This window comes from Bacillus sp. B2-WWTP-C-10-Post-4, from assembly GCF_009183805.1.
Classification (GTDB): Bacteria; Bacillota; Bacilli; order Bacillales; family Bacillaceae_G; genus Bacillus_A; species Bacillus_A cereus.
Genome location: NZ_WEII01000045.1, coordinates 1 through 20613, shown reverse-complemented (window position 1 = coordinate 20613; position 20613 = coordinate 1). Strand labels below are relative to the sequence as shown.

Here is a 20613-nt window from a genome sequence, read left to right as displayed (position 1 = left end):
CTCCCCTTTTATATACATATTTATGTTATCCATATATATAATTCGAAGGTATATGCGTTTTTGTGTCCGTCATTTTAAAAAAATATAAAAAAACTTTAATCCGAAACTAAAGGATTAGCTTAACATAATGTCTCACCATTAATGATGAATAGGAATCTCATTATAGAAGCAGCAGTTTTTATACTACACCTCTACATTCAACTAACTAAAACCAATGAAAAAAAGAGCAGATAGTCTGCCCTTTTATGATGCCTCCTTATGTTCCGTGGAATGTTTAACACTCCCCAGTCTCTTTAATTTATTCCACCCTACCGCTACTCCTCGAATTGATGAGAATATAGATTTAATGACAACATAAGTCATAAATTGACGATAAATAAAGCGTTGTAAAATTAACCATGCTAGTGGTTTTGGGTTCTCTTCCTCTAATTTAAATGCGAATAGAGAAGCGAGAAGATCCATTAAAAAGAAAACAAGATAAAATCCTAAAACTTTTAGCGGATTACTACTAAATAGTCCTATAATCATTAATATATCTGCAAAAGGAGCAATGAATTGCAGCACATATTGGAATAACCACATATTAGGCAGTGCAATAAATCCTAATGTTTTATGCTTTGGATTACATAACGCTTTTCGATGTTTCCAAAGACATTGAAGTGTACCATATGACCAACGATACCGCTGTTTAATGAGACTTTTCACATCTTCAGGTGATTCCGTAAAAGCATGCGCTTTTTCTTCATATACAATTCTATGCCCTTGACGTAAAAATGTAATAGTAAGATCCGTATCTTCTGCTAACGTATCTTCGCTTAAATATCCAGATTCAACTACATTCTTTTTGCGCCACGCCCCAATAGCTCCTGGAACTACTGTAATACAATTTAACTCATCAAAAGCTCTACGTTCTAAATTAAACCCTGTAATGTACTCAACATGTTGCCAAGTAGTTAACAAATTCCGTCTATTCCCCACTTTGACATTACCTGAAACTGCAGCTACATTCTGATCTTCAAAGTGTCTAACCATTAGAGAAATGGCGTCTTGCGCAATAATAGTATCCGCATCTAAAGTGACAATGATTTCTCCTCGCGATTGTTGAAACCCTAGGTTCATTGCCGATGATTTCCCGCCGTTTTCTTTCTGAATGAGACGAACTTTAGGGTGTTTATAAAATGTTTCTTTCATTACTTTTGACGTACCATCTGTCGATCCGTCATCCACAACAATAACTTCAAATTCTCTATAATTACTATCCAAAATTGAGTGAATTGTCTTGGCTATCACCTTTTCTTCATTATATGCTGCTATGACAACACTAACAAAAGGTTGATAGGACGAATTAATATAGCGAGATAACGTTTTTCTTTTCTGCTTCCATGCAAAATAAATTAAGAATAAAAATCGAAAAATCCCTAATCCAATAGCAATATAAAAAATAGTTGTTAATATATGCTTAAAGTATCCTGCCCCTGAAAAGACAGCTTTATTGTAAAGTAAATATTGCTTCCCCTCAGAAGAAACAGGAGGCATAATTTCATCTCGTTCTTTATTCATTAAATCTGAAATTGTTACAAAACTATATCCATGCTTTTTTAGGTCTTTAATAATGATTGGGAGCGCCTCTACTGTATGTGTACGGTTCCCTCCCGCATCATGGAGAAGAATAATATTTCCCTCTCCCTTATAAATGGGATTAAGAGCACGCTTTACTAATTCATTTGTTGATGGTGTTGCCCAGTCTTCGGGATCAACTTTTTCCGCTACCATTGTATAGTTCATATTTTGTGCACGTAAAATAGGCAATATTTCATTTGATGAATCTGGGTTAGCATCCGCTTCATATGGTGGTCTAAATAAAACCGTAGAATGTCCAGTTACTTCCTGAATTAAACGTTGCGTCGTATTAAGTTCTACTTTCGTTCGTAGTAAAGACGTATCTGCTATGTTAGGATGCTTGAAAGTATGATTGCCAATTTCATGCCCTTCATCGTATATTCTTTTTACAATACTAGTATTTAGTTGCGCGTTTTCACCAAGTACAAAAAAAGCAGCTTTTATTTGATTCTCTTTTAATATATCTAATATTTCTGGCGTATATTTCGGGTCTGGTCCATCATCAAATGTTAATACTACTTGTTTCCCATTTGGTTTTCCATATCGTTGCACTTCATATGCAGATGGTAAGGATCTATATACTTCATCTGTAATATACTCATCTTTGCCTACTTTAAAATCTCTCAATCCATTTTTTCTTTCATTCTCAATCTGTAAAATTTCACCTTGTCCAGAATAATTCACTTCATCTAAACTACTGATTTTATGTAATACATTAGGATTTTTTTGTACCTCAATAGGATTTTTTAAAACTTTCCATATTGTAGGATCTTCTGCTCCTAATCTCCATAGCGCAAACCCCTTTGCATGATTGTCCATTGCGATTTTCACTTGATTATAAAGAGTAACACCGTCTAAGAACCAAGCAGTATGTTCTTTCTCTCCTGTTTTATATCTAAAATACGGATTTCCACTCATCTTATCCCATTGAATTTTTATATTTGAATCATGAGCCATTGCCATAACTTCTGAGAAAGTCATAGACTTTGCAGCTTCTTTACTATTTACTTCCCAATCATATCCATAGTTACCGAAAGCAACTATAAGTTTATTAGACGGAATATTCAGTTCTTTCAATGTATGTTGGAACCATTTATTTGAAGCAATTGGTCCTGGTTCCCCGGCTCCATAGTGCTCATCGTACATCATTACAATCATTCGATCTATTATTTTTGCTAACGCACTATAATCAAAAGCCTTATCATTAGCTGGAACATCTTGTGTAACGAGCAAATCATGTTCATGAAATTCCTTAGTAAGTTCTTTCATAAAATTTGTTAAGTTTTCTTTATCACTTTCAGGTACGGACTCAAAGTCAATATTAATACCTGAAAACTGACTCTTTTTAACTTCGCTTACTAAATTATTAATAAATTTCGTCTTCACATCATTCGGCGAATTCAGTAACTTATGGATAAGCTCACTATCAGGGCCAGAAGCTTTTTCTGTATAGTTAGTAAGTAACGGCATAATCTTCACATGATTTTTTTTTGCTAGTTTTACAATCTCAGGTTTTATCTCACTTCTAATCGTTAAATCTGCTTTTAAATGATACCACTCTGGTACTAACGTAGTTAATGAATCGATATTTTCTTTTAAAGAAGCGGTACTATTTTCATCCCAGTTTACATAAAAACCATACACTTCTTTAGGATGTTTACTATCCTTCAGCGGATTCACCAAATTTTTATTATCCTTCGTTTCGGTATTTGGGTTAAATTCTTCCTTCTTTAACTGCTGATCACTAAGTTTTTGATTAATTGGTACAAGTTTAGTATCTTGTTGTACAGCGGTATTCATATTTGGAATTTCTGGTGTTGAAAAAATACTTTGAAAGAAAAAATAAAATACAACACTTACACTAACTATTGAGATACATAGAAACCAAATAAAGGCTATGTTTCTCCTTCCTTTCTGATCATAAAAAACAGGTTTTTCTTTATCTTGTTGAATGTCTTTCTCCATTATATTTTTCACATACTCCTTCTTAATAGAACTATAGAATATTAAAGTGCAACTTTAATCAGTGGGGGTTTTGTTCACCCCCCACTAATCATCAGCCCTCACCAATCGGGCTGCCCAGCAAATAGCGGAATAAATCCTTTTAGCTTTGAAATGAATCTCTCACTTCCATATTCTATTGATTCTTCTTTTCATTCCCTTGCTGGTGGCCTCTATTTTCTTGTTGAGACCCCCTACCATTGTTCCCTTGCTCGTTTCCGTCATTTTCTTTCTGGGATCCTCTTCCATTGTTCCCTTGCTGATTCCCATTATTTCCTTGTTGAGGATTTCTTCCATTGTTCCCTTGCCCATTTCCATTATTCCCTTGTTGAGACCCTCTTCCATTGTTCCCTTGCTCGTTTTCGTTATTTCCCTGTTGAGATCCTCTTCCGTTGTTCCCTTGCTCGTTTCCGTTATTTCCCTGTTGAGATCCTCTTCCGTTGTTCCCTTGCCCATTTCCATTATTCCCTTGTTGAGATCCTCTTCCGTTGTTCCCTTGCCCATTTCCATTATTCCCTTGTTGAGATCCTCTTCCGTTATTCCCTTGCTGATTCCCATTATTTCCTTGTTGAGCTTCTCTACTGTTATTCTCCTGTTGATTCCCTCTATTTTCTTGCTGAGATCCTCTTCCATTGTTTTCTTTTATTTGCTTCGATGGCTGTTCCTCTGTTTTCTTTTGTTCTTTCTGCTCTTGCTTTTCATATTTTTTCTCTTTTACAGGAGACAAATCGAGTGTTGCATCAGGAGATGACTCCGGCTGTGATTGCACCTCTTCTTCGTTTTCCACCGGATTAGACGGGGTGACAGGAGGCGTAAGTGATTTGTTCTTCTCATTCTCTTGCTTTATATAGACACCTGTGCCAATTCCAGCTTTTCTAGCATTCTCTCGTATTTGCATTGTGCTACTTTGATATTCAACTGTAATATGTTTTAGCTCATATTCTTTCTTTAATTCTTTCATTGCCTTTTCCAAAAGTGGTTCTAGTGCCTTGTCCTTTGCAACAGCTGTTAGCATAACTTGCTTATCATTCGTTAAATACTTATCCTCTTGACTTTGATTTATAATAGTACGTATTACTTCTTGTAATTGTTTATTTTCCCATTGCTTCAATTCTTTTAAAATACGCCTTCCATCATCATTACAAGCCTGCAAATCTATAACACGAAAATCCTTCGTTACGCTCACCTCTAAACTTGGATTTATATCAACTGAGACGTAAGCAAATACTTTTTCTTCTGGTTGGTTGTAGAAAAACAAAACTGCAAATAGAAAACAAGCAACAAGTATTGATGCAGGCTTTAAAAAGAAAGGAATCGAAAAATGCGATGCTTTTTGTTCTTGCTCATCAAACGAGATTTCCTCCCCGATTATGCAAGAATCCCCTTTTCTTTTACACGTAATAAACTCTCCATTTGGTGTTAAAACAACTACGCTATGCTTTTTTATATCCATCACAATTCCTTTAGTCATCATGCTTTTCCCCTCTTATGTAATCCAGAATATATGTATAGTTGTTTGCAAAAATAATACACATTGCAATAATGTATTTTCTATGTCGTTCCAACGTTTTACGACTTACCCTAACACGCGGTTCAATCTGTTTAAGCGGTAACTTTTTCTTTCGGAACAGCTCTTCCATCATTTCCTCTTCTTTTATAATTATTTTCACAATTTCTATTAAGTGCTCACGTGTATCACGATGCTTAGGAGATTCTTTAGCAAGCTCTGAGAATGTGATTTTAAACTCAGCTAGCACACTTTGAAAATGAAGAATTTCCTCCTTACGGTTACTATTTTCCATCTCTTTCATATACTCCGTAAGCGACACTTGCATTTCTAACATTTCCTCTTGCTCATCTTCTTTTAAAAAGACAAAGTTATGTTTAGACTCCTTACGTATATAGTCAATTACATCTCTTTTTATAAGAAGATCAGCAAACGCTAAAAAGGATTTTCCTTTTGTATAGGAATACTGTTCAATTGCTTCGTTAAAAGCAAACAATCCAATGCTATATTCATCATCCTGTTCTGTAATATATCGACGGCAGACAGATGAGATTGATTTTCTAATAAAAGGCTGATACTGTACGATAAACGCTTCTTTGTCTTCTTCGTTGTTTTGTATGTTACATACGATATCTTCTATTTTCGGTTTTCTTAAGATCTTCATTACTAAACTCAACACTTGTAATCTCCCAGCCTCCTTCAAATAGCAAAATGGCCACTACACAAGTGACCATTTAACCAGATTTTCTTGGTACTTTTCTTCGGTCTTGTTTTCTTGCTGTTAGTTATATTTTTCGAGTCTAACTTTTCCCAACGTTTTCTTAATAATTTTCCTTTTCTCTCGGCACTAAAGTTAAGTTTGTATTTTTATCTACTTTCTTATTTTCTACCGTTCGTTTTGCTTATTCTCTTTCTATTTTATCTGCAATTCTTGAATAACTCTTCTCTATATAATTGGTAATTTCATCCTTCCATTTTGGATGCCACTTAATCTAGTAATTTTATTAATACTTCTATATTCTTTCATAGTCATTTTTCTTCTATTTATTTTTTTCACTATACATATTCGGAGGAGTACAAAGTTTTATGGGGGTCAAAAAATATTTTCATAAAAAAATACATATTTATTTCAAAAATAAAAACCATCAATTTGAAAAAGGGTAATCAAATTGATGGTTTTCTTATAATATCTATTAAATTAAGTTGGATTCTCATTATATCTAAAAAAGCACTAACTATTTTCTACCGGTTTTCTCCATTTTTATCTTTCTTGGTTATCATAATATGTCTTATCTGCGTATTTTCTATCATTTCCTTTTAGATAAGCTAAAATTACTTTTGGATTTTTAAGTAAAGTCCAGTCTCCATATGTATCAAATCTTCTGCATGAAGTTATCATTCCATTTTTAATAGTACCGAATTTCTTATTATTTTTCTTTCCCCATTCTTTTAACCGTTTAGCGAAATCTGCATCTTCTGCCATAAGCATGTTTTCATTAAATCCGTTAATTGCCATAAAGTCTTTTCTATAGCACCAAAAAATCCCTACAGATATAGCTCCGTACTTAAAAAGTAAGGGGATGATTATTAACATTGCGGAGAGAAATATTCCTAAAGATATTCTTTCAAACTTTCCATTTACCCCACCACCAATGTATTTACCTGAAGCTAAATATTTATCTACATTAGACAACATAGACTCTGTCATTATCGTATCAGCGTCTATAGTGACGATTATTTCTCCATTAGCTATTTTAGCCCCTGCATTTCGAATTTTAGATAAGTTTTTATCGTTATTTTTCAATGTAACACAATTATAAGATTTTGCTATTTCCTCTGTTTTATCTGTGCAACGATTTAAAACAACTATAACTTCCGTTTGCTCTTTATATGCCTCTGATGCCTTTGCAATTGAATCTAAACATTTTCTAATGTACTTTTCTTCATTGTGTGCAGGAATTATAATAGAAAACTTCACATCTTTTTTCAAATTGACTCCTGAAGATTCGTTTGTCTCAGTCATAATATGCCCCCCTTATTTTATAAGGTAAATATCTGTTATACATAACTTATATTAATATTTATTAGGTTATATTATAGAAACTGAAGGTAAAGAGGCTCTTACTGTCGACGTTCAAAAGCAAGACGTACAGCAAGCCCCGTTAAAACACTTGCCATAAGCCAACGCTGCCGTTGGGCGTGTGCATTTCGCACTTTTACTTGCTGTACATACAATTACAAGATTAACTATAAAGCTAACAATGATTTGCGTAAGGCCCAAAACTGCACCTTGAAAAAGTAATGACCCCTTCTCTGGATCTTCAAATTGAGGTAGAAGTGATACATACAAAATAGCAATCTTTGGAGTCAAAAGTAACCTATCCGTAGAGCTACTAAAACTACTACAAATAAAGCAAAGCAACATGTAATATTTCGAATCCACTTTTGTATATCACCAAAATACCTTTCTATAAATATAGCGTTGATAGTAAGCATAAGAAATAAAACAAAGAAAGGCAGCGAGGTATAGATCCATTTTTATCTTCATGGCTGGAACTGTACTCCTTACCAAACTTCTAAATGAAATGTATAGCTCAGTAGTTACCTTATTTTTCAAAAAGACATTCTGATTATTTCTTTTTCACTTCTTCTACAAATTCCCATGTTTCTCCGTTATCTTTTGATTGATAAAGTGCACTACTATCGCCATTGTAGTCTCCATCTGCCCCTTGTCCAACTAACATATTAAAAACCCCATCTTTCTCATATGGCATACTAGGAGAATCAAAAGGACTTATTGTGGACTGTGTATGATCTAATTTCACTTCATGCGGCGGATATTCTACCTTTTTGAAAGATACTCCCCCATCATCTGTGCGATATAACTCTCCTTCATTACCAGAAGGCCTAATTGCTCCTAAAAACCCAAGTTTATCATTTATAAAAATGATTCCTGATACACTACCAATCCCCCCATTAAATGGGTCTGGATTGATAACCTCCCATGTTTTCCCTTCATCACTAGTCTTGCTTAATGAATAAAAGGCGCTCCCTAATGCTTTATCTGTCATATTTAGTTTATAACCAACTTCTTTCGATAGGAAAAACTGTTCTTTTTCATTCTTTAAATCTTGTTGTTCCTTCTCTTTAAGCATATCTTCTTTTGGAGGCGTCTTTGATTTACTCCAACTTGCGTCACTTATTAAATTATATCTAGCAGGGACTAGCTCTTTCTCTTTTCCAGGGACAAATATAGATACAGTATATCCAATGATATCAGAAGCTGCTTCTTTAACACTCTGCCTCTTACCATCCTCAGTAATATTAATAATTCCCTCTGTATTGGATCCCCAATTTCTTTTTCCATAATAAATCAACCCATACTTACTTTCATTCCATTTTTTGACCGTTTGCTTAACTGGGATCGCCTTAACCGTTTTAATTAAAGGTTCTACTAATTTATCATCATTATAATCAGGCTTTGCATATCCATCTCGTATTATAGTAATATCTTCTGATTTCTTCTTATTATAAGAGATTAAATAAGTTTCTTCTTTCCCATCAACATTTTTCCCATAAACAAATGTATCAAACGCTGTGATTGTTCCATCTGAATGAAATGTAAGATCAAAATCAGTTGCCATATACAATTTCTTTGGCAAAGGATATTTTTTATTTATATCTTCAAAAATACCTTCTACTCCAGATTTATATATATTATTATGTTTAAGTTTAACTGACCTTTCATGTTTTAACTTTTCTATAAACCATGCCAATTTGCCATTGTAATTTATTGCACTTTTATAAATCTGCATCCCATAAAATGATGTAATTGCAACAATAATGATAATAGAAATGGATCTCCATGCTATTGAATTTGTTAATTTTTTAGATTCATATTCTCTATTTTTTATCACCCGCATTGTAGTAAATGTAGTTATGGATATAAAAAGTACTATACATAATAACAAAATGTAAATATTATAATTCATTCTTCCGTACTTACAGTATAAGGCCAACTCATAGCAAAAGATCCCGTATACAATTATTAGTATTGGATTTGTTACTAATGACAGAAGTATCCTTTTTGTATTTTCTCTAAATATAGAAACCACTCCTAATTATATGAATTACTGATATTAAGTATACTTTATGAATATTCACCATTCTTATCATCGGATTTATACACATTCAAATAATATTTTCCTTGTTTCGCTACGAGTTTTCCCTTTATAGTATTTCCTTCATCTTTACCACAAGCTACGTAATTTTACATGTCTAATTCATGATAAAGTACCCATGTCATCCCAATATTTTGTTCATTTATCACAGAAATAACTACTTCTTTCAGAACTATAACATCAAACGTTTAAACATCTGTCTGATCAGGAGTAATCAGATTCCCTTTTACAAGCGTATTGGAAGTCCTTCTCCTCTTCGAGGGATCCACCTGTTTGCAGTTCTTGTTTTACAGTAACTTTTGTTTGTTCTTTACTTTCTTTTCCTCTACTATCTTCCACTGTTAGTTCCACATTATATGTTCCTTTTTCTCCATATACGTGGGTAGGATTCGCTTCTGTACTTGTTGTACCATCACTATAAAATTTAATTTCTTCATTAAAAAGCATTTTTAATTTTTTTATATACTCTTACTGTCGACGTTCAAAAGCTAAACGTACTGCAAGACCTGTCAATACGCTCGCCATAAGCCAACGCTGCACTCGCAGCCACGTTGGACGTGTGCCAAACCATTTCGCAATTTTACTTGCTGTACATACAATTAGAAGGTTAACTATAAAGCTAACAGTGATTTGCGTAAGGCCCAAAACTGCACCTTGAAAAAGCAACGATCCCTTCTCTGGATCTTCAAATTGAGGTAAAAGTGATACATACAAAATAGCAATCTTTGGATTCAGAAGATTAGTCATGAGTCCCATTAAAAATAATTTCCGTGGTGGTTCATTAGAAATCGTACGAGGTTCCATAATAGATATAGCACCCGGTTTAATCGAATTCCAAGCTAGCCAGAGTAAGTAAGCAGCACCTGCCCACTTTACTGCTTCATATACAGCGGGAACCGCAAGGAATAGAACTGTAAGTCCAAACATAGTTGCGATTATATAGATTACAAATCCGAGCATGATGCTCAATAAAGAAATAAATCCCGCCATACGTCCCTGCGTAATGGAACGGGAAATGAGATAAATTATATTAGGCCCAGGTGAACAAACCATGCTAAGCGAAACAATTGCAAAAGCTATCAAGGTACTCAAGCTGACCATAAACCTTCCCCCTTTATGTTACATAAAATTTCCTATTATACATTTTATCATGATTGGGGAGAGAAAAAATTAATATAAACCGATGCAGCTAAGTAATATTATCGGATCGAATATAGTGTAATCACATATTTCTCATTCTCTTAAGTAAGGGCTAAAAATAACCTATCCATAGAGCTACTAAAACCACTACGAATAAAGCAAAGCAACATGTAATATTTCGAATCCACTTTTGTATATCATCAAAATACTTTTCTATAAATGCAGTGTAAATAGAAAGCATAAGAAGTAGCACAATGAAAGTAAAAGATCCCAATTTATCGTTAAATTTTTCATTAGTAAATGTACTTACATGAAGGAATAGAAAAACAAACGTTACTATGAATAGCTCAAATAATCTTTTTTTATTCAATCTGCCACCACCTTACAACAATTCCCTTTTATTCCATTTTATCAGAACATACTGTGTAGCAGTATATGAATATTATATTAATTTCAAAAAGGCCAACAATACAAGATCGTTAGCCTCTACTTTCCATATTCGCACCTTTTATCACTTTACTTCCTAACAACCGGAATCCACATTTCACCAAATACTAGGCCATTTCTCTGTCCCATCTCAACCGTTGTATTCGGTCCACCAACATAGGCAAAATCCTTTGCTTCTGGTAAAGCTTGACCGAAGGCGATGCCAGTAAGCTTATTACTTAGCTCTTTAGCCGTTTTGTCTTCCCCTTTCACTACTAAGTATTCTCCCCTCGGAAACTGAATCACTCTAGATTCTTCTTCTATTTGTGCTTCTGTCATGACACCCGCATAATACATCATTTTGTTATTCACCGCTTCGCTCACAGAAAAAATGTATTCATTTGTCGCTAAAGCTTTTAAAGTGTCCAGCCTTCCATCTTCTTTAACAGCCGACCAAAAGTCTTCCTTTTCTTTATTTATTCCAGCAAAGTCTGTGTACTCACTCTTAATTTCAGTTCCAATACCTAACACAATAAAGCTATCTTTTTCTTCTATAGTATAATTTTTCATATACAAAACCTGCCTCTTTTTTTATTAATCAAACGATTTATCTTTTCATCTGATACGTTTATAATATCTTTAAACCATATCAAAAAATGATACTGTTTAGGAGACCAAAATGAAAAAAGTTGAACGGATTAATACAATTATGCGATATATTAACAACCGCTCCCACTTTACAATTTCTGAAATCATACGAGAATTTAACATATCACGATCGACAGCTATTAGAGACATTAGAGAAATTGAAGCTATGGGAATGCCACTTGTCGCTAAAGTTGGGAGAACGGGTGGATATTTTGTTATGCATAATTCTATACTGCCCGTTGTTCGCTTTACTGATAATGAAGTGAAAGCTCTTTTTATTGCCTTTATGGCTACGAGGAATCAACAACTTCCCTACCTAAAGAGTCGTCAATCTTTAGCCGAAAAACTACTAGGACTCATCTCAGAAACCCAGCAGGATGACCTTGTTCTTTTAAATCAACTCTTGCTGTTCCAAGGAACTAATCCTTATAATCCCGATCTACTTGAGCTTTCTGATCTCCCCCATCCTATGTTAGAAAAACTCATTCAAATCCTTCTTTTGGATAACCATTTATTGATTACCATTAAAGAAGATGAAGAAATTAAGTCTTATCCAATTTATCTATTGCACCTTTATCAAGAAAAAAGCCATTGGATCATTGAAGGGTTTGACTTAAAAAAAGAAAAGAAGATGATGTTTCCTGTCGATGATCTCATTAATATCGAACCATACACGACGAACAAAAGGCTAAATAAGAAAAAGATTTTAGAAAAACTAAGTAAGAAGGACGAAATAATCAACTTGGTACTTGAACTTGGACCAAAAGCAATTGCCCAGTTCAAAAAATACCATCCTTTAAAAATTTCAATATCTTATACTAATCCTTACCAATCTACAGCCATTTTAAAAACTTTTATCAATGTTAACAATCCCGATGAAGTGACGGAAATAATAAATTGGCTGCTTTTTCTAGGGAAGGATATTAAAATCAAAGAAATACCCGATGAAGTATTAGCAGATTTACAAAAACGAGTGTGCTTATACATTCCATAAGCAGTGAGCCTCAAATATTAAGCTTTATCACTGGATAATTATCCTATTTTTAAATACCATTTCATTTACTACAATGAGAGCATGATAAATAATAAAAGCACGGAAAATCTCCCGTGCTTTTCTAAATATATATTATTCCTGAAGGTTTCGTTTATCACGTTTCTTACCCTAACTGACGTTTAAATGCTTTACTGGTGAAAAAGTAAGAGATGACCATTATACCTACGCACCAAGCGAGCGCAATCCAAATATCGTTTCCAACAGTTCCTTCATATAAAAGAGCACGAATCGCATTCACGATTGAAGTTACAGGCTGATTCTCTGCAAACACACGAACAATTTTTGGCATCGTTTCGGTAGGCACAAAGGCCGAACTAATAAATGGAAGAAAAACTAGCGGGTACGAGTAAGCAGTCGCCCCTTCCATAGACCTCGCTTTCAATCCTGGAATGATAGCTAGCCATGTTAGCGCCAGCGTAAACATCCCAAGTATCCCAGCTACCGCGAGCCAATCTAGAATATTAGCACTGGAACGGAAACCCATTAAGAGTGCAACAAGAATAACCACCACGATAGTAAGTACATTAGCAACCAGAGAGGTTAGAACGTGAGCCCACAATATCGATGAGCGCTTAATAGGCATCGTAATGAAACGTGCCATCAGCCCACTCTTTACATCCGTAAAGAGTCGCACGGAAGTGTAAGCTACACCGGATGCGATAGCCATTAGCAAAATTCCCGGCAATAAATAATTAACGTAGTTTTCCGTTCCAGTTTTTATTGCGCCGCCAAACACGTAGACAAATAATAGCATCATCATAATCGGTGTAATCGCTACTGTAATAATTGTATCCGGACTGCGCATAATGTTACGCATTAAACGACCTAGTAATACACCTGTTTTACTTTTCATTTATATCTCCTCCTTTTTGCCAATGATCGCAAGGAATATTTCTTCCAATGTCGGTTGCTTCTCGATATACTCCACTTTTGCTGGCGGGAACATCTCTTTTAGTTCAGCAAGAGTACCTGTCGTAATAATTTTTCCGCCATGCAAAATAGCGATACGGTCTGCCAGTTGTTCTGCTTCCTCCAAGTACTGAGTCGTAAGCAAAATAGTTGTACCGCTACCAGCAAGTTCCTTGACTGTATCCCACACTTCGATTCGCGCTTCAGGATCAAGTCCAGTCGTTGGTTCGTCAAGAAAAATAACTGCTGGCGCCCCAATCAAACTCATCGCGATATCAAGCCGGCGCTTCATCCCGCCTGAATACTGATCTGCCCTTTCGTTTGCCGCATCAGTCAGGCTAAATCTTGCAAGTAGATTGTCAGCAACTTGAGCGGGATTGGAAACACCACGTAATTTGGCGATCATTATCAAGTTTTCCCTCCCAGTCAGCATACCGTCTAAAGCTGCGAACTGCCCTGTCAAACTGATACTTTGACGAACATGATCTGATTGACTCTGTACATCAAATCCACAAATACTTACTTCACCGCTATCTTGCTTCATTAGTGTCGAAAGGATGTTGACCGTTGTCGTCTTTCCCGCTCCATTTGAGCCTAGCAGCGCGAAAATTTCTCCACGCTGCACCTCAAAATCTACCCCTTTTAAAACTTCCTTGTCTTTAAAGGATTTTTTCAAGCCTTTTACAGAAATCGCTGCATGACTCATACTTTTTTCCTCCCTATAAAAATGTTTTGCGAAGACTATTTATTTACCTCTATCTATTTAGTATCACTGATATTCTGTATTACTTAGTACCGAGTTAAAAATATAACTGAATAGCTATGATGGCAATTCATATGTGTAACCAGCTAATCAGTCGGTACTACTTATTCCATTTATTTTTTTCTCAATTTCTTCATAATACTTTCATTCAAATCTTCACGATACTTGGAGACGTAAGTTTTAGCATTTGCCACTAGTTCGTCAGCAAAGGAAGCCACGTCATCCCCAGTAATGTCAAGCACTTGTCTTCCTTCCGCTGCACCCGCTTCGAACAAATCGATTAATTCATACTGTATGTGTAACATATCCATCCCGTTACCCGCTGAAAAATTCCACATGTAGTTTTGAATTTTCTTAAATACAAATTGGTAGTCCTCTGGCAGAGCCTCAACTCGTGCCATCATCATTTTGTACTCTTTTTTATCACCAATTAACTTTTTGAACATTTCTAACATCTTATTTTCCTCCTTTTTTATAAAACCGAACAAGAAATTCTCAAAATATCGGCCGGAACATTTTATCTTATGAACCTATTTTGACTTCAAGACGTTAATTTTTGACGATACAAAATCCCATTTTTTCCAAAACAATTCAAGCTCCTGGCGGCCTTCTTCATTTAATGAATAAAACTTACGCGGCGGTCCCATATCTGATGGTTTCTTTTCAATATTCACAAGCTTTTTCTTCTCTAATCGTACGAGGATGGTATACACCGTACCTTCCACAACTTCGGTAAACCCAAGATCATTCAGGTGGCGGGTAATCTCATAGCCATACGTTTCACGGCGACTAATGATTTCCAGTACACACCCTTCCAGTGAACCTTTCAGCATTTCAGTTAAATTTTCCATGTCCTGATCCTCCTTTACCCCCTATTCTGTCTGACTTATATTTAGTATCACAGAGTACTAAGGCGAATTTTTTACTGAATAGTTTTTGTGAATCCGAACTATTCAGTATCACTTATTACATCTACATTGTATGACTAAGTAGCGATAGATGTCAACTGATTTTTATATTTTTTCTAAAATCCGCTATTACCTATTGTCTACTGAAAATATTTTGAGAAACAACACTACTCAGTATTGCTTATTACAAGTACATTGTATGACTAAGTAGCGATGAATGTCAACTCGATTTTTATATTTTTTCTAAAATCAACTATTACCTATTCAATACCAGCCTATTTTCTTTTTTTATTTTGCCCCATACCTATCCCACTAAGAAAAGAAAATACCCCAAAACAAAAATTCTACATTTTATTTTGGGGCGCTATACTATACCAAAGTTAATGAATATGGCTAGCTCTTCTTATTAATAAGACAGATCATTTTTTATTACGATAACATCATAGCCATATCTTCTGCTGCATTTGTAATTAGTTTTAAACCAAATGTTTCTTGTAATACATCAAGCACGCCAGGTGAAATAAATTCAGGAGCCTTTGGACCGATGCGAATATCTTGAATCCCAAGACTAAATAGCCCTAGTAAAATGGCAACCGCTTTTTGTTCAAACCATGATAGTACAATACTTACTGGCAATTCATTCACTTCACATTGAAAAGCATCAGCTAAAGCAGCCGCTATTTTCACTGTAGAAATTGAATTATTGCACTGTCCTAAATCAATGTAACGCGGAATTTCCGTACCAGGTACAACACCGTAATCCACATCATTAAAGCGGAATTTCCCGCAAGAAGTTGTTAAAATAACCGTTTCTGGCGGAAGTGACGTTGCTAATTCACGATAATATTCTCCGCCTTTTCCCGGTGCATCACAACCGGCGATAACAAAGAAACGCTTTATCTTCCCCTCTTTTACTGCATCAATAATTTCTGGAGCTAATGATAATACTGTATTATGATGAAACCCTGTCACTAACTGTTCATCCGACTCCATATGTACTTCTGGAAGTTCTAGTGCTTTTTGAATCAATGATGTAAAATCATCATTTTCAATTTTTTGTACACCTTCTAAACCTGCAATTTCATATGAAAAGAATCGATCAGAGTACGAGCCTTTAATTGGCATAACACAGTTCGTTGTAGCTAATATGGCACCAGTAAATTTTTCAAAAAGGCGTCTTTGATCATACCATGCCTTACCGATGTTTCCTTTTAAATGTTTATATTTTTTCAGCTGCGGATATCCGTGTGCTGGTAGCATTTCAGAATGCGTATAAATATTAATGTCTTTTCCTTCTGTTTGCTTTAATAGTTCTTCTAATGCAAATAAATTATGGCCCGTAACTACAATTGCTTTACCTTCTACACGATTTTGTGTAATTTGTACAGGCTCTGGCACACCAAAATGATTCGTATGTGCCTCATCCAATAACTCCATCACCCGTAAAGCTGATTTCCCCACTTTCATAGCCATATCAATATGCTCTTGTTCGTTAAAGTTAGAATTTGTTAATGTCATATATAAAGCTTCTTGTGTTGTAGCATCTACAAATGCATCCGTATATCCTAGCTGAGCAGCATGTGTGCGATAAGCTGCAATTCCTTTTAGCCCAAACACAATCGTATCTTGTAAACTCGCAATCGTTTCATTCTTGCCGCACACACCCATTACTTTACATCCGCCTGCTGGCGTTTGTTCACATTGATAACAAAACATATCATCCCACCCTCTCCCAATCATTCATTACACCTTAAGCATAATACCCATTGAAAAAAAGTGATGTGATATCAATCACAATAATATATAAAGATTTGTGACAGTTCATATTGTTGACATAATACTTTTACTGACATCCAAAAAATATACATTAGTGTACACACATCTTTCGATACTTTTAAATAGCTAAATAATTAATTTGGAGAAATATATACAACGAAAAATTTTTTTGAATCCCTTATACAAATAATTGCAATTCATCACATATGAAAATAGCGTATTTTTTATTTTAAGGAACTATCATTTTTTTATTACAGCCTTCATTGTAAACCTCTTTATTTACAATACATTTACACTATCTTAACATTACTTACATTATTTATATGATATATTTATATAGAAGCTACTTAAGAAATTTCATATACATTTTATCTTTATGATCTCTAATCTAATCAATAAAAAGATCATGTTATATTTTTATAACAGGGGTGAATTACGATGACTGAAACTTTAAAAACACTTATAATGCTTGATGCTACTTACGTTGTTATTGCAATTATGACAGTACTAGTATTTGTATACTTGGAATTAAAATCTCAGTAATATATGCTGACGTAATCGACAGATTCAGCATTTAAATATAGTTAGAAGAAAGAGAGGAGAAAATTATTTCTCCTTTCTTTTGTATTTCTACAATTTCTTATTTTAATAAATCCAATGTATGTAAAAGTAATCCCTTGTCTCCTACTTCTCCATGACCAGGTACTACCGAATTTATATTTCCATATCGCTTCAGCACATTCTCAATCGATGTAGACCATTCATTTACATACGCATCCGCAACATTTCCTAAATCTTTAGCTTCCGCAGATTTTACTAAACAGCCTCCAGCTAAAATTTGATATTGTGGCAACCAAACAACAATATTATCTTCTGTATGTCCTTTCCCTGGATAGAACGTTTCTACTTTTGTATTGCCAAACTTTAAACTCGTAATTGTTTGTAAATCTCCAAGCGGCTCTTCATATCCACTGTTCTTTGCTAGTTCTGCGGTTAATGCTGTACTATGCGCTTTAATGCCTCTTTCTTTCAACGCTGTTATTCCGCCAATTCGATCAGCGTGCGCATGTGTAATAATGACATCCGTTACGCGCTTCTGAAATTTCTTTTCTACCATTTCTATTAGTTCCTTCGTTAATTTGTCATCCCAAGAAGAATCCACAAGTACTAACCCTTTAGAAGTATTAAGAACTAGACCGTTCGAAGGAACTGCTTCTCCATTAAAAGAACCTAACTCCGTATGAACCCATACATTCTTGTTTAACTGAGATATTGAAATGGTTCCCGTCTCATTTTTTATTACTGTTTTCTCTACCTTTTGTGATGCTTGTACAGAAGAAATTGTGCTAACAAATTGAATTGTTCCTAGTAAACCTACACATAATCCTACTTTTAACAACGTATTCTTTTTCATGTCATCAACCCTTTCTTTCAAGCCAAATAGTTATTACCTATATTAGACAATTTATCTCAAATGTTTGTTCCATATAATTGGACACTTTATTATCGCCGCTTATGTAAATACACGCATGGTGCAGTGAAAAAGATCACCCAAATGGATGATCTTTTTTATAATTTATCAACATATTGCTTCGCTTCTAGTAAGGAAAAACCAAAAGCTTCTCTTACTCTCTTAACTGCTGTAATTTTTTTGCCTTCTTCTACAAGCTGGCGTAGTTCTTTATTAATTTCAGGTTCTCTTTCTATAATTCCCATTTCTTTCGTAATTAATTGTAATCTATCTTCAATTCTCTTTAAACGCGCATCATTTTTCTTTTCAATTGTAGTTAATTTTTCAGCGATATAAATGAAACCAACAGCTACTATCAGTATAACCATCCAGAATTCCATGAATGTTCCCCCTTACTAACTTTCATTTGCTTTATTCCACTAACTTATGTAAATTTTACCACAATACACATTTAATGTATAATATCACTATATCAAACTGTTAATAAAACCTATTATTTTAAGAGGACACTTTATGAAAAGATTTTTAAATACGTTACTTCAATTTGTAGTTCTTTCAATCGTGCTACATTTGTTATTTGATATAGTTGGTTGGCTTGTTTTCAATGCACCAATTAAAAACAAACAAATCATCATTTCTTTAATAACAATCTCATGGGTTATGTACATGTACCGAGACAAATTTTTTCAAAAGTTCACTTCAAACTAACTAAAAAAGAAAACACTTCATTGGTGAATGACGAAGTGTTTTCTTTTTTTTACTACTGTATAATAAAAATACTATTCTGTCTTTAAAGAAAGGAGTCACCATGAACTTAAAAAGTAGCAATATATACGAGAAAATGAACCAATATTCCGTTGCAGGTTTAAGCCTCGCTGTTATATGTAGTGGCAAACTAGATGAAGCGACTGCCTTTGGAACACTTGAAGCTGGAACAACTAGAGCTGTTACTACAAATTCTCTCTTTAATTCTTGTTCTATCAGCAAATTCATCACTACAATGCTCGTACTAATGTTATCAGATCAAGAAATCTTGCAATTAGACGAAGACGTAAATGATAAACTCACATCTTGGAACATTCCTACTAATCTATTTACTTCACAAAAAAGTATCACTTTGAGAAACTTATTAAGCCATCAATCTGGACTCATTGATCCACCTAATAGTTTTGAACATTATACACCTGCAAAAGGCTTACCTAATATGTCTGAGCTCCTTTCCGGTAAAACACTATATTGCCCCGTACCTATAGAGGTAACTTATAAACCAGAAAGTGAATTTCACTACTCAGACGCAAACTTTTGTATAATCGAACTACTACTAGAAGATATTACAGGAAGATCATTTAGTCAGTTATTAGAAGAACACATCTTCCAGCCATTACAAATGAAAAATAGTACACTTTTTTCTCCAAAAGACATAGATAAAACCGATGTTTTTGCTTGCGGACATAATAAAGATAGAACTGTAACAAATGAGAAGTATCCATTTTATCCATTCGCAGCTGCTTCGGGTATTTGGACAACACCAACTGACTTATCAGCTTTAGTTATTGAAATCATTCATTCCTTACAAGGAAAGGGCAAACTAAAACTTTCTCAAAAATTAGTAATAGACATGATTTCTCCTCAAGTCTGCTCAAAATGGACTGGATTAGGTGTTTTTCTAGATGATTCTAATGAAGAATTACAGATTTATTCACTCGGATGGGGCGTTGGATTTCAATGTATGATGGTTTGTTATCCATACTGCGGGAATGGTGCTGTTATTATGACTAATTCCGATTTAGGTGTTCATCAAATGGAAGGGATCATTGGTGAGGTTGTAAAAACGTTATCCTTATAATGAAAATAAAGAAGCTGTTCCTTCCAGCTTCTTTATCTATATAACATTTTTCGCAACAATTTTTATATGTTCTGGTGCGATAATCTCCGTTATACTTTCTTGGAAATCTTCCCGCAACATTTCTTCCAAATGTTCTAACTGCACTTCAACATGTGTGCATTCTAAATTATGTATATTTAACAGTGCATAATGATCTTTTTTCTTAATTACTAAATATTGATTTTCCTCTGTCACAAGTACAGAACCTAATCGGACTCCTAATAAGCGTTGATCATCAAACTTCATAATTACTTCTCCTTCCCTCATATAAACGAAACTACAATGAAAATAATTACATTTATGGAAAAACACGTTTATTTAGAC

19 protein-coding genes and 3 pseudogenes are annotated in these 20613 nt (G+C 34.4%); 3 read left to right on the top strand and 19 right to left on the bottom strand.

The genetic code is table 11. The features are described from left to right. Positions 1–243: 243 nt before the first annotated feature. The 11 genes and pseudogenes from GBN78_RS17755 to GBN78_RS17705 form a co-directional block, all read right to left on the bottom strand. The gene (locus GBN78_RS17755) at positions 244–3585 is read right to left on the bottom strand and encodes a trifunctional glycoside hydrolase family 18/polysaccharide deacetylase/glycosyltransferase family 2 protein (RefSeq protein ID WP_152127574.1); all 3342 of its coding nucleotides are present in this window, start codon (positions 3583–3585) and stop codon (positions 244–246) included. Positions 3586–3757: 172 nt separating this feature from the next. Further along, complete coding sequence (locus GBN78_RS17750; protein ID WP_009326664.1) at positions 3758–5095, bottom strand: anti-sigma factor domain-containing protein; 1338 nt, start codon at positions 5093–5095, stop codon at positions 3758–3760. After that, positions 5085–5807, bottom strand: a complete 723-nt coding sequence (sigI, locus tag GBN78_RS17745) for an RNA polymerase sigma factor SigI (RefSeq protein WP_009326663.1) — start codon at positions 5805–5807, stop codon at positions 5085–5087. Before sigI ends, GBN78_RS17750 begins: the two co-directional genes overlap by 11 nt. Positions 5808–6389: 582 nt before the next feature. Next, positions 6390–7151 (bottom strand): glycosyltransferase family 2 protein, encoded by a 762-nt coding sequence (locus tag GBN78_RS17740; RefSeq protein ID WP_000141006.1) that lies wholly within the window; start codon positions 7149–7151, stop codon positions 6390–6392. 98 nt (positions 7152–7249) lie between these two features. Beyond that, positions 7250–7502, bottom strand: a pseudogene (locus tag GBN78_RS17735) (LysE family translocator); the annotation flags it as partial. Further along, positions 7496–7651: pseudogene (locus tag GBN78_RS17730) on the bottom strand (DUF3963 domain-containing protein); the annotation flags it as partial. The pseudogenes GBN78_RS17730 and GBN78_RS17735, both read right to left, overlap by 7 nt. 107 nt (positions 7652–7758) lie before the next feature. Continuing rightward, the gene (locus GBN78_RS17725; protein ID WP_023901655.1) at positions 7759–9243 is read right to left on the bottom strand and encodes a WD40/YVTN/BNR-like repeat-containing protein; all 1485 of its coding nucleotides are present in this window, start codon (positions 9241–9243) and stop codon (positions 7759–7761) included. Between the two features lie 35 nt (positions 9244–9278). Next, a pseudogene (locus tag GBN78_RS31030) lies at positions 9279–9753 on the bottom strand (PKD domain-containing protein); the annotation flags it as partial. 24 nt (positions 9754–9777) lie between these two features. Then, the gene (locus GBN78_RS17715; RefSeq protein ID WP_141491154.1) at positions 9778–10410 is read right to left on the bottom strand and encodes a LysE family translocator; all 633 of its coding nucleotides are present in this window, start codon (positions 10408–10410) and stop codon (positions 9778–9780) included. A 151-nt stretch (positions 10411–10561) separates the two neighbouring features. Next, a complete protein-coding gene (locus GBN78_RS17710; protein WP_001036208.1) occupies positions 10562–10819 on the bottom strand; it encodes a DUF3963 domain-containing protein in 258 nt (85 codons plus the stop codon). Positions 10820–10965: 146 nt separating this feature from the next. Then, on the bottom strand, positions 10966–11445 hold the full coding sequence (locus GBN78_RS17705) for a GyrI-like domain-containing protein (protein ID WP_002195671.1): 480 nt from the start codon (positions 11443–11445) through the stop codon (positions 10966–10968). 109 nt (positions 11446–11554) lie between these two features. On the opposite strand from GBN78_RS17705, the gene GBN78_RS17700 reads away from it, so the two are divergent. Beyond that, positions 11555–12517, top strand: coding sequence for a helix-turn-helix transcriptional regulator (locus GBN78_RS17700; RefSeq protein ID WP_152127573.1), 963 nt, complete (start codon positions 11555–11557; stop codon positions 12515–12517). 163 nt (positions 12518–12680) lie between these two features. On the opposite strand, the gene GBN78_RS17695 is transcribed toward GBN78_RS17700, so the two are convergent. The 7 genes from GBN78_RS17695 to GBN78_RS17665 all read right to left on the bottom strand — a co-directional run bounded on the left by GBN78_RS17695 (position 12681) and on the right by GBN78_RS17665 (position 18784). After that, on the bottom strand, positions 12681–13430 hold the full coding sequence (locus GBN78_RS17695; protein ID WP_088046461.1) for an ABC transporter permease: 750 nt from the start codon (positions 13428–13430) through the stop codon (positions 12681–12683). Continuing rightward, positions 13431–14192 carry an ABC transporter ATP-binding protein gene (locus GBN78_RS17690; RefSeq protein WP_088046462.1) on the bottom strand — a complete coding sequence of 254 codons (762 nt, stop codon included), beginning with the start codon at positions 14190–14192 and terminating at the stop codon, positions 13431–13433. 170 nt (positions 14193–14362) lie between these two features. Next, complete coding sequence (locus GBN78_RS17685; protein ID WP_000891986.1) at positions 14363–14704, bottom strand: DUF1048 domain-containing protein; 342 nt, start codon at positions 14702–14704, stop codon at positions 14363–14365. 75 nt (positions 14705–14779) lie between these two features. After that, positions 14780–15100 (bottom strand): PadR family transcriptional regulator, encoded by a 321-nt coding sequence (locus GBN78_RS17680; RefSeq protein ID WP_000429488.1) that lies wholly within the window; start codon positions 15098–15100, stop codon positions 14780–14782. 486 nt (positions 15101–15586) lie between these two features. Further along, entirely contained in the window at positions 15587–16873 is a 1287-nt protein-coding gene (gene hcp / locus GBN78_RS17675) for a hydroxylamine reductase (RefSeq protein WP_088046484.1), read from the bottom strand. A 700-nt stretch (positions 16874–17573) separates the two neighbouring features. Then, positions 17574–18347: a BcII family subclass B1 metallo-beta-lactamase gene (gene bla2, locus GBN78_RS17670; RefSeq protein ID WP_088046463.1), complete on the bottom strand. Its 774-nt coding sequence runs from the start codon at positions 18345–18347 to the stop codon at positions 17574–17576. Positions 18348–18502: 155 nt separating this feature from the next. Beyond that, positions 18503–18784 (bottom strand): hypothetical protein, encoded by a 282-nt coding sequence (locus tag GBN78_RS17665; RefSeq protein WP_000397724.1) that lies wholly within the window; start codon positions 18782–18784, stop codon positions 18503–18505. Positions 18785–18917: 133 nt separating this feature from the next. Here GBN78_RS17665 and GBN78_RS17660 point away from each other — a divergent pair, with 133 nt between their 5' ends. Together GBN78_RS17660 and GBN78_RS17655 are read left to right on the top strand one after the other, a co-directional pair. Next, positions 18918–19112, top strand: coding sequence for a hypothetical protein (locus GBN78_RS17660; RefSeq protein ID WP_000819660.1), 195 nt, complete (start codon positions 18918–18920; stop codon positions 19110–19112). 100 nt (positions 19113–19212) lie between these two features. After that, entirely contained in the window at positions 19213–20250 is a 1038-nt protein-coding gene (locus GBN78_RS17655) for a serine hydrolase domain-containing protein (protein ID WP_152127572.1), read from the top strand. A gap of 36 nt (positions 20251–20286) precedes the next feature. Here GBN78_RS17655 and GBN78_RS17650 read toward each other — a convergent pair whose 3' ends face one another. After that, positions 20287–20535 (bottom strand): hypothetical protein, encoded by a 249-nt coding sequence (locus GBN78_RS17650; protein ID WP_000666948.1) that lies wholly within the window; start codon positions 20533–20535, stop codon positions 20287–20289. Positions 20536–20613 lie beyond the last annotated feature (78 nt).

What these genes read in the sequence shown, in the direction of transcription:
- GBN78_RS17755 (WP_152127574.1), bottom strand. Translation starts at nt 3,585, where the DNA reads ATGGAGAAAGACATTCAACAAGATAAAGAAAAACCTGTTTTTTATGAT.
- GBN78_RS17750 (WP_009326664.1), bottom strand. Translation starts at nt 5,095, where the DNA reads ATGATGACTAAAGGAATTGTGATGGATATAAAAAAGCATAGCGTAGTT.
- GBN78_RS17740 (WP_000141006.1), bottom strand. Translation starts at nt 7,151, where the DNA reads ATGACTGAGACAAACGAATCTTCAGGAGTCAATTTGAAAAAAGATGTG.
- GBN78_RS17715 (WP_141491154.1), bottom strand. Translation starts at nt 10,410, where the DNA reads ATGGTCAGCTTGAGTACCTTGATAGCTTTTGCAATTGTTTCGCTTAGC.
- GBN78_RS17705 (WP_002195671.1), bottom strand. Translation starts at nt 11,445, where the DNA reads ATGAAAAATTATACTATAGAAGAAAAAGATAGCTTTATTGTGTTAGGT.
- GBN78_RS17700 (WP_152127573.1), top strand. Translation starts at nt 11,555, where the DNA reads ATGAAAAAAGTTGAACGGATTAATACAATTATGCGATATATTAACAAC.
- GBN78_RS17695 (WP_088046461.1), bottom strand. Translation starts at nt 13,430, where the DNA reads ATGAAAAGTAAAACAGGTGTATTACTAGGTCGTTTAATGCGTAACATT.
- GBN78_RS17690 (WP_088046462.1), bottom strand. Translation starts at nt 14,192, where the DNA reads ATGAGTCATGCAGCGATTTCTGTAAAAGGCTTGAAAAAATCCTTTAAA.
- GBN78_RS17685 (WP_000891986.1), bottom strand. Translation starts at nt 14,704, where the DNA reads ATGTTAGAAATGTTCAAAAAGTTAATTGGTGATAAAAAAGAGTACAAA.
- GBN78_RS17680 (WP_000429488.1), bottom strand. Translation starts at nt 15,100, where the DNA reads ATGGAAAATTTAACTGAAATGCTGAAAGGTTCACTGGAAGGGTGTGTA.
- hcp (WP_088046484.1), bottom strand. Translation starts at nt 16,873, where the DNA reads ATGTTTTGTTATCAATGTGAACAAACGCCAGCAGGCGGATGTAAAGTA.
- bla2 (WP_088046463.1), bottom strand. Translation starts at nt 18,347, where the DNA reads ATGAAAAAGAATACGTTGTTAAAAGTAGGATTATGTGTAGGTTTACTA.
- GBN78_RS17665 (WP_000397724.1), bottom strand. Translation starts at nt 18,784, where the DNA reads ATGGAATTCTGGATGGTTATACTGATAGTAGCTGTTGGTTTCATTTAT.
- GBN78_RS17660 (WP_000819660.1), top strand. Translation starts at nt 18,918, where the DNA reads ATGAAAAGATTTTTAAATACGTTACTTCAATTTGTAGTTCTTTCAATC.
- GBN78_RS17655 (WP_152127572.1), top strand. Translation starts at nt 19,213, where the DNA reads ATGAACTTAAAAAGTAGCAATATATACGAGAAAATGAACCAATATTCC.
- GBN78_RS17650 (WP_000666948.1), bottom strand. Translation starts at nt 20,535, where the DNA reads ATGAAGTTTGATGATCAACGCTTATTAGGAGTCCGATTAGGTTCTGTA.